Genomic DNA, 7,959 nt, shown 5'->3' with positions numbered 1-7,959 from the left:
TCCTTCTTGTGACCATCTGCCACCTCCAGTTTCATCTTCCACCTTAACAAGGTGTCATCGAAACCGGCAGCAGCCCAGAGCAATGACCTCGACCGCTGGCCCCACCGTCCCATGCGGGGTAGATGCACCCAGGGCGTTCGCTTCAGCGCCCGCCGCGCTCAATGCGCTCACACGCCCAGTGAAAGTTTCCGAACCTGCTTCCGTGACGCGAGCAATTTGTGTTGGCGAGGTCCGCCATAGGTCATTGGCTCTCCATTGGGGTAAACCCCAGAGCGGTTTTATGTATCCACGATGAAAATCCGTGCACGAAAATTATATTTTGCATACAAAACTATGAATTGCATACTGAATGGCTCAAAAGCACTGCGGGCAGTCGAGGCCTCGCGTGTTGGGCCGATTGCCAAGGATGGGTCATGAATCGCTTGTTGGATGCCTATTGCCAGGCCTTGGAAGCTGTGTGTGCGTTGTTGATGGCCGCCATGGTTGTCCTGGTATTCGGAAACGTGGTGTTGCGCTATTTCTTCAGCACAGGCTGGCTGATCTCCGAGGAAATCTCCCGCTGGATGTTTGTCTGGATGGTGTTCATGGGCGCTGTGGTCGTAATGCGCGAGCGCGGCCACATGGGCACGGACATGGTGGTCGTGCGATTGCCCGCCTGGGCGCAGCGACTCTGTTTGGTGGCGGTGCAAGTCATCATGCTTTACATCACTTGGCTGATGTTTACCGGCAGTTGGAGCCAGGTGGTGGTGAATCGCGAAACGGAGGCACCTGTCAGTGGCCTCTCGGTCTCCATCTTCTACTTTGCGGGCGTCTTGTTCGCGGTGTCCACGCTGCTCATCTTGCTGCACCAGTTCTGGCTGACAGTGAGCGGGAAGCTCTCAGACGCTGAACTGGTGATGGTGCAGGAATCCGAAGAAACGGCACATCTCGTGCTGCCTCCATCCGTCGTCGCTGTGGATAGGCGCAAGTAAGCATTCATAAGAAATCGGAGACGGAAATGACGGTGCTCATCTTTGTAGGCGCGCTGCTGGCGGCCATGGCGATCGGTATGCCCATCGCCTATGCGCTGCTCTTCTCGGGCTTGGCCCTGATGTTCCACCTGGATCTGTTCGACGCACAGATCCTCGCGCAGAACGTGATCAACGGTGCCGACAGCTTTCCGCTACTGGCTGTTCCGTTCTTTATGCTGGCCGGTGAGATCATGAACGTGGGCGGTCTGTCCAAGCGCATCGTGCACTTGGCTATCACTCTGGTCGGGCACATGCGTGGGGGCCTGGGATTCGTTGCGATCATCGCGGCCTGCCTGATGGCAGCGTTGTCTGGTTCGGCCGTGGCCGATACGGCAGCACTGGCCGCTCTTTTACTGCCTATGATGGTCAAGGCAGGCCACGACAAGGCGCGGGCCGGTGGTTTGATCGCATCGGCCGGCATCATTGCGCCGGTGATTCCCCCCTCCATCGGCTTCGTGGTGTTCGGGGTTGCGGCCAACGTGTCCATCGGCAAGCTGTTCATGGCGGGTATCGTGCCCGGCCTGCTGATGGGGGTGGCCATCGCCGTGGCCTGGTGGCTGGTGGCGTCCCGCGAGAGCGTGAATCTCCCCGCTGCGTCCACGACGCAAGAGAAGCTCCAAGCGCTCAAGGGGTCGCTATGGGCCCTGGGTCTGCCTGTCATCGTGCTTTTCGGACTGAAGTTCGGCGTGTTCACACCCACCGAGGCCGCCGTAGTGGCTGCGGTGTATGCGTTGCTGGTATCTACAGTGGTCTATCGAGAGATCAGCCTGCGCCAGATGTACACGGTGTTCGTCTCGGCATCGAAGATCACCGCGGTGATCATGTTCCTGGTGGCAGCGTCCATGGTCTCGGCATGGCTGATCACCGTAGCCGACATTCCAGACCAAGTGATCGGCATGCTCAAGCCCTTTATGGACAACCCCACTTTGCTGCTGGTGGCAATCATGGTGCTGGTGATGGTCGTGGGAACAGCCATGGACATGATGCCCACCATCCTGATCCTCACTCCTGTGCTCATGCCCGTCATCAAAGAGGCTGGTATCGACCCGGTCTACTTCGGTGTGCTTTTCATCATGAACAATGCCATTGGCTTGGTCACCCCGCCGGTGGGTTCGGTGCTGAACGTGGTGGCTGGTGTGGGCAGGATGCGCTTGGACGATGTGGCCAAGGGGGTGGTGCCATTCATGATCGCCCAGTTCATCGTCATGTTCCTGCTGGTGCTGTTCCCCTCGATCGTGATGGTGCCTCTGAACTTCCTGACCAAGTGATTCTGAGGGATCTGCAATGAATACCAAGCTTTCCCCAAAGTCCACGACTGCTGGCGTGTTCGAGGCCGTGAGCGCGCACCTCAATGAGTTGCGTTCTGCCATTACTGAGCCCGTCCGCGTGCGCGAAGAAGACCTGGCCAACCAACTAGGGGTGAGCCGCACGCCAGTGCGTGAAGCGCTGATTCGGCTCGACAGCACCGGAGTCATCAGCCTGCGCCCGGGGCGTGGTGCGCTGCTGCAACCGGTGAGCGATCGTGACTACCGCGAATGGCTGCAGCTGCGTGAGCAGCTAGAAGGATTCGCCGCGCGCGAGGCAACGCTGAACGCATCGCAGCGTGACGTGATAGCACTGCGCGCCATTTTCGAGCCCTTCCTGGAGCCGGGAGTGGCCGAAGCCAAGGCGGCCCAGTATTCCCAAGCCAATGTGGCCTTCCACGTAGAGGTCATTCGGCTGGCCAACAACCATCTGCTCGAACGTGTGTGGGCGTCTTTCGGCCACCCTCAGACCAGTTACCGCCGCCAGACCATCGCTCGCCTGCACCGCAGCGCCGATTCTCTGCGCGAGCACCTTGAAATCATCGATGCCATCGAGCGGCGAGATGCCGACCTAGCCGAAGCCCTGGCACGAGCCCATGTGCGCGCACTGCTTGTGGCCGTTGAACAAGGAGGCTCGCAGCAAGTCGTGCAAAGTATTTCCCCACAGAAGCAGTCCACATGAAGTTCCTCAATTTCCTCCACGGTGATGGCGTCCGACTCGGCGCCGTGATCGCAGATACCCACATCCTCGACTTGACAGCTGCATGGCCGGTCCAGCCGGCGCCCGCATCGGTGGATGAACTCATCGCAGGTGGTGACGCTGCAGTCGCACTAGCGCAGCAGGCCATCCAGACGGCCGGCGATGCCCTTGCCAGCGGCAATACCGCCAGCACCGTGCTCTATGCGAGCGCGACCATCCTGCCGCCAGTGGCGCTCACCGGCCGCAACATCTTCAACGTGGGCCGCAATTACCGCGAGCACATCATCGAAGGGAATTTGGCCAATGGCCGCCCGGCCGATGCCTTTCCGCAGGCCATCGAGTTCTTCACCAAACCACGCACCGCCCTGGTGGGGCACCGCGGCTGTGTACTGCGCCACGGCCAGTTGACCAATAGCCTCGACTACGAGGTAGAGCTGGCCATCGTCATCGGCAAGGGGGGGCGCGACATCCCTGTGGAGAAGGCGCACGAATATGTGTTCGGCTACACCATCCTGAACGATGTAACAGCGCGCGACCTGCAGCGCCTGCATGGGCAATGGTTCAAGGGCAAAAGCTTGGACACCAGCTGCCCGCTTGGCCCCGTGGTCGCGCATGCCAGCGCCGTCGAGAATCCAGACAACCTGAACTTGGTGCTGGAAGTCGACGGCGAAGAGCGTCAGAACGACAACACCAACTCCATGATATTCAACGTGGCCACCGTCATCGCGCAGCTGTCGGCGGGCATGACGTTGTTGCCAGGGGACGTCATCGCTACCGGCACCCCCAAAGGTGTTGGTTTTGCCCAGCGCCCGCAGCGGTGCCTCCAGGTAGGCCAGACCGTGCGAGCACGTATCGAGGGGATTGGCGAGCTGACCAATACCGTCGTCGCCTAGCACGCCTCAATAGCTGCGCTGCGCAGCTGTTCCATTCAACTTCCGCTATTCCTGAGGAGACAACATGGCCTTGATGACCCCTTTCCTGCCCAACGCTGAAAAGTACGGCCCCCTTGATTCGCGCAACGTGGCGGTGAACGACCTGCCCTGGAAGCCCACCCCGACGCCGGGCATCGATATGAAGGTGCTGGTGAAGGACGACGACACCGGCTTGCTAACGGCATTGTTTCGCTGGCAGCCCGGCACGGTGCTCGCGTTGCATGAACACGTGGAAATCGAGCAGAGCTATGTGCTCGAAGGTGAGTTCGAAGACGACGATGGTGTCTACATGGCAGGCAATTTCGCCTGGCGCCCCAGAGGCCATCGCCATGTCGCCCGCTCGCCCAAGGGTGCGCTGGTGCTGTGTTTCTTCCTCAAGCCGAACAAGTTTCTGGGTGGGGAACTGGACGGCCAGGAACTGAAGTAATTGACGTAGACCCCTTTCGATGGCCCCATTTTTTTAGGAGACACACGTGACAGCACAAAAGACTTCCCCCCGTATCCGCAACCTGGGCCTGGCCATCACGACCGGCCTGATCGCCATGGGCGGCATGCAAGTTCATGCGCAGGACATTCAGGACCGCAAGATCAAGTTCAGCTACGCCGTCGCCAAGGACAACCCGATCGGCTTGGCCGTGGACAAGTTTGCCCAGATTGTCGGCGCCAAGACCGGGGGCAAGATCAAAGTCACTGGCTACCCTGGCGCCACGCTGGGCAACGAGATCCAGTCGATGTCGTCTGCCCAGGGCGGTATCTTGGAGATGTCGGTGGTCTCCACCGCAGGCGCTGCCGGCAACGTGAAAGAACTTGCCATTTTCGACCTGCCTTTCATCTTCCGCAGCGAGAAGGAAGCCGATGCCGTCGTGGATGGGGAAGTCGGCCAGTCGTTGCTCAAAAAGTTCTCAGAAAAGAACCTCATTGGCCTGTGCTACATGGACTACGGTTTCCGCCAGGTTACCAACAGCAAGCATCCCATCAATCGCCTGGAAGACTTCCGTGACCTGAAGCTGCGCACACTGCAGAACCGCGTGTACATCGACGTGTTCAAGGCGCTGGGTGCCACGCCCTTGCCCCTGCCTTACCCAGAAACCTACACCGCGCTGGAAACCAAGGCCATCGACGGGCAGGAAAGCGCTTATCTGGTCACCAAGTCCAGCTCCTATCAGGACATCCAGACCTACCTGACCGAAACCCGCCACTTCTATCTGCCTGCCGTCGTATTGGTGAGCAAGAAGTTTTGGGATCGCCTGAGCACCGCCGAGCGTGGCGTACTGGAATCCTCGTGCAAGGAAGCCCAGACCTACCACCGTGAAGTGAGCCGAAAAATGGAAGCAGACGTGGTCAAGGACCTTATCAAGGCCGGCATGAAGTTCAATACCATCGAGCCCGCCGAACACGCCCGCATGGTGCAAGCTACCGCATCAGTGATCGAGAAGTACAAGCCGGAACTGGGTGTCGACTTGGTCAACAAGACCATGGCCACTATCGAGAAGGCCCGCAGGACTCCCTGAACCTGATATAGCGCCTCCCGGACCGGCCATGCCCGGTCGCTTCCTGACAGGACGAGCGGACCTCAACACGGTCGCTTTCCTGCCCCAGAGCTGGCACGGCGTACCGCGCCAGAAGCAAAGGCGAACGCGGTGGCACCGGGTGCCGTCGCAACTCCCCGTGGTAGCAGTGGCCGATCCGGTCACGCTGAAGAATGTGCCAGCACCACGCATTGGCGCGCCGGACGAGATCGCCTGGCTGCTGGCCTTCCTGTGCTCATCAGGTGCCAGCTTTGTCTGCGGCGCCAGGCTTGATGTCAATGGCGGTTCCTATATGCGCTGAAGAGCAACCACTGAGAAACAGAATATGGACATGCAGTTTCAAGATCTGCGCGTGATGATCACCGCAGGTGCTTCTGGCATTGGCCTGGCCATTGCCCAGGCCTTTGCGCAAGCAGGGGCTCGGGTACAAATCAGCGACATCTCGGCGTCTGCCATTGAAGCTGCCGTGCCCTCGCTGCCGGGAGGTGGCGGCTGGATTGCGGATGCGTCCAACCCCGCTGCGGTGGATGCCTGGTTTGCGCACGCCTTGGCGACGCTGGGCGGCCTGGATGTACTGGTGAACAATGCCGGCATTGCTGGTCCCACGGCGCGTATCGAGGAAATCGAACCGCAGCAATGGGACGAGACCATTGCGGTCAATCTGCGCAGCCAGTACCTGTGCGTGCGCCGCGCGATTCCGGCGCTGCGTACATCGCATCGCGCCAGCATCATCAACCTCAGTTCGGTGGCCGGGCGCCTGGGGTACCCGCTGCGTACGCCCTATGCTGCATCCAAGTGGGCAGTCGTTGGGTTGACCCAAAGCCTTGCACTGGAACTGGGCGGCGACGACATCACCGTGAACGCCATCCTACCCGGCATCGTTGACAGCGAGCGCTCCCGGAACGTCACGGCGGCCAAGGCGCAGGCGCGCCAGATCAGTGAGGCCGACATGCTCACCGAAATCCTGGCTAACGTGGCCTTGCACCGCAAGGTGCAGTTGGCTGACGTAGCACAGACTGCGCTTTTTCTCGCGTCCTCAGCGGGGCGCAGTTTTACCGGCCAGAGCCTGAACGTTTGTGCCGGCATCCAATCCTTGCGTTGAAAGAAAGCAATCCACATGGCAAAGACCTATTTTGAAAAAAACTTTGGCTTACAGGGCCGCGTGGCCTGTGTGACAGGCAGTGCTGCGGGCCTGGGCCTGGCCATCGCCCGCCACCTGGGGCAAGCGGGAGCACGCATCGTGGTCAATGACCTGGACGCAGGCCGCTGCGAAGAGGCCGTGCGCTTGCTGACGGTAGAAGGCGTGGAAGCGCGTCATGCTGTGTTCGACGTATCCCAGGCCGAGGCGGTGGGCCAGGCCATTGACACACTGGCCTTCGACGGCTGGGCGCCCGACATCATGGTCAGCAATGCCGGAAACCAGAACCGCAAGTTGGTGACCGAGATGACGCTTGTGCAGTGGCAGTCGCTGTTCGATGTGCATGTGAACGGCGCCTTCAATTGCGCCCACGCGGTGTTGCCGCATATGACGCGCAAGGGCTTTGGCCGGATCATTTTGATGTCTTCCGTAGCCGGCCAAGCGTGTATGCCCGGTATCGCAGCCTACGCTTCGGCCAAGGGTGCTATCGCCGCATTCACCCGCGCGTTGGCGGTGGAGTACGGCAGCGCTGGCGTCAACAGCAATGCGCTGGCTCCGGGCTTCGTGCGCACCCAGTTCACGCAGGGTCTGCAGGAGCGCGAAGGTTTTGACAGCTTCCTGCAGAGCGCCGTGCCAATAGGTCGATGGGCAGAGCCCGACGACATCGCACCTGCCGTGGTGTATCTGGCGTCGAATGCCGGCTCGTTTGTCAATGGGCATGTTCTCGCCATCGACGGAGGAATGTTGGCCCGCATGTAGGACCGCAGTCCATTTGTCTCTACCCATTGTGTGATGCACCGTGCATCCCCACGAATCAGAAAGATCCCTGCCCATGTACATGCACCTCGTCATGATGGAGTTCATTCCCGATGCCGGCCCCGAGTTTTTCCACAAAGTGGAGGCCTATGCCGTGCGGATTCGCCAAGAATGCGCGGATGTGCTGACCTACCACTTTGGCGCCAATGAAGCAGCTCGATCCGATGGCTACACCCATGCGGTGGTGTCTGCGTTCAAGGGCCGCCCCGCGCACGACGCTTACCAGGCCAGTCCGGCCCATGTGGAAATGAAGACCTATATGGGGCCATACATCCAGCGACTTGTGGTTTTCGATGGCGCAGCGCCCCTGCAATTGCAATAGTCCTAGGTAGTACCTGGCATACGAACTTCTGCCCAGCTGTGGCGGCCATAGAGGGCAAGTTACGCCTGTTTCCGCTGCTGCTATTTACACAGAAAAAAGACGCCCAGCTCTGGGCGAAGGTAAATAATTTGGCCGACGATATTCAGTTCACGGGAGCGTAGTCAGCAATTCGAGACTCGGCACGACGGTGCGGGCCTGATCCTTCAGA

Annotated in this window: 10 protein-coding genes; all 10 read left to right on the top strand. The window is 60.0% G+C overall.

All coding sequences use genetic code 11. The annotated features are described in order from the left end of the window. Positions 1-413: 413 nt before the first annotated feature. Positions 414-971, top strand: a complete 558-nt coding sequence (locus AC07OC_RS04875; protein WP_218295276.1) for a TRAP transporter small permease — start codon at positions 414-416, stop codon at positions 969-971. A 26-nt stretch (positions 972-997) separates the two neighbouring features. Then, positions 998-2,278, top strand: coding sequence for a TRAP transporter large permease subunit (locus AC07OC_RS04870; RefSeq protein ID WP_218295275.1), 1,281 nt, complete (start codon positions 998-1,000; stop codon positions 2,276-2,278). Positions 2,279-2,294: 16 nt separating this feature from the next. Then, the gene (locus tag AC07OC_RS04865; protein ID WP_218295274.1) at positions 2,295-2,996 is read left to right on the top strand and encodes a GntR family transcriptional regulator; all 702 of its coding nucleotides are present in this window, start codon (positions 2,295-2,297) and stop codon (positions 2,994-2,996) included. Continuing rightward, positions 2,993-3,907 carry a fumarylacetoacetate hydrolase family protein gene (locus AC07OC_RS04860; protein ID WP_218295273.1) on the top strand — a complete coding sequence of 305 codons (915 nt, stop codon included), beginning with the start codon at positions 2,993-2,995 and terminating at the stop codon, positions 3,905-3,907. Before AC07OC_RS04865 ends, AC07OC_RS04860 begins: the two co-directional genes overlap by 4 nt. A gap of 64 nt (positions 3,908-3,971) precedes the next feature. Continuing rightward, complete coding sequence (locus tag AC07OC_RS04855; RefSeq protein WP_218295272.1) at positions 3,972-4,373, top strand: cupin domain-containing protein; 402 nt, start codon at positions 3,972-3,974, stop codon at positions 4,371-4,373. 46 nt (positions 4,374-4,419) lie between these two features. Continuing rightward, positions 4,420-5,457 (top strand): TRAP transporter substrate-binding protein, encoded by a 1,038-nt coding sequence (locus tag AC07OC_RS04850; RefSeq protein WP_369643921.1) that lies wholly within the window; start codon positions 4,420-4,422, stop codon positions 5,455-5,457. A 28-nt stretch (positions 5,458-5,485) separates the two neighbouring features. Then, a complete protein-coding gene (locus AC07OC_RS04845; RefSeq protein WP_492255251.1) occupies positions 5,486-5,776 on the top strand; it encodes a hypothetical protein in 291 nt (96 codons plus the stop codon). A 24-nt stretch (positions 5,777-5,800) separates the two neighbouring features. Next, positions 5,801-6,577, top strand: a complete 777-nt coding sequence (locus AC07OC_RS04840; RefSeq protein WP_218295270.1) for an SDR family oxidoreductase — start codon at positions 5,801-5,803, stop codon at positions 6,575-6,577. A 15-nt stretch (positions 6,578-6,592) separates the two neighbouring features. Beyond that, the gene (locus tag AC07OC_RS04835) at positions 6,593-7,372 is read left to right on the top strand and encodes an SDR family NAD(P)-dependent oxidoreductase (protein WP_218295269.1); all 780 of its coding nucleotides are present in this window, start codon (positions 6,593-6,595) and stop codon (positions 7,370-7,372) included. Positions 7,373-7,445: 73 nt separating this feature from the next. Next, positions 7,446-7,751, top strand: coding sequence for a Dabb family protein (locus AC07OC_RS04830; RefSeq protein WP_218295268.1), 306 nt, complete (start codon positions 7,446-7,448; stop codon positions 7,749-7,751). The last annotated feature ends 208 nt before the right edge of the window (positions 7,752-7,959 follow it).

It is taken from the genome of Acidovorax sp. GW821-FHT10E04 (assembly GCF_059415185.1).
This window is presented reverse-complemented; position numbering and strand designations above follow the sequence as displayed.

Coding starts and splice junctions, on each gene's coding strand:
- AC07OC_RS04875 (WP_218295276.1), top strand. CDS start 414: ATGAATCGCTTGTTGGATGCCTATTGCCAGGCCTTGGAAGCTGTGTGT.
- AC07OC_RS04870 (WP_218295275.1), top strand. CDS start 998: ATGACGGTGCTCATCTTTGTAGGCGCGCTGCTGGCGGCCATGGCGATC.
- AC07OC_RS04865 (WP_218295274.1), top strand. CDS start 2,295: ATGAATACCAAGCTTTCCCCAAAGTCCACGACTGCTGGCGTGTTCGAG.
- AC07OC_RS04860 (WP_218295273.1), top strand. CDS start 2,993: ATGAAGTTCCTCAATTTCCTCCACGGTGATGGCGTCCGACTCGGCGCC.
- AC07OC_RS04855 (WP_218295272.1), top strand. CDS start 3,972: ATGGCCTTGATGACCCCTTTCCTGCCCAACGCTGAAAAGTACGGCCCC.
- AC07OC_RS04845 (WP_492255251.1), top strand. CDS start 5,486: ATGCCCGGTCGCTTCCTGACAGGACGAGCGGACCTCAACACGGTCGCT.
- AC07OC_RS04840 (WP_218295270.1), top strand. CDS start 5,801: ATGGACATGCAGTTTCAAGATCTGCGCGTGATGATCACCGCAGGTGCT.
- AC07OC_RS04835 (WP_218295269.1), top strand. CDS start 6,593: ATGGCAAAGACCTATTTTGAAAAAAACTTTGGCTTACAGGGCCGCGTG.
- AC07OC_RS04830 (WP_218295268.1), top strand. CDS start 7,446: ATGTACATGCACCTCGTCATGATGGAGTTCATTCCCGATGCCGGCCCC.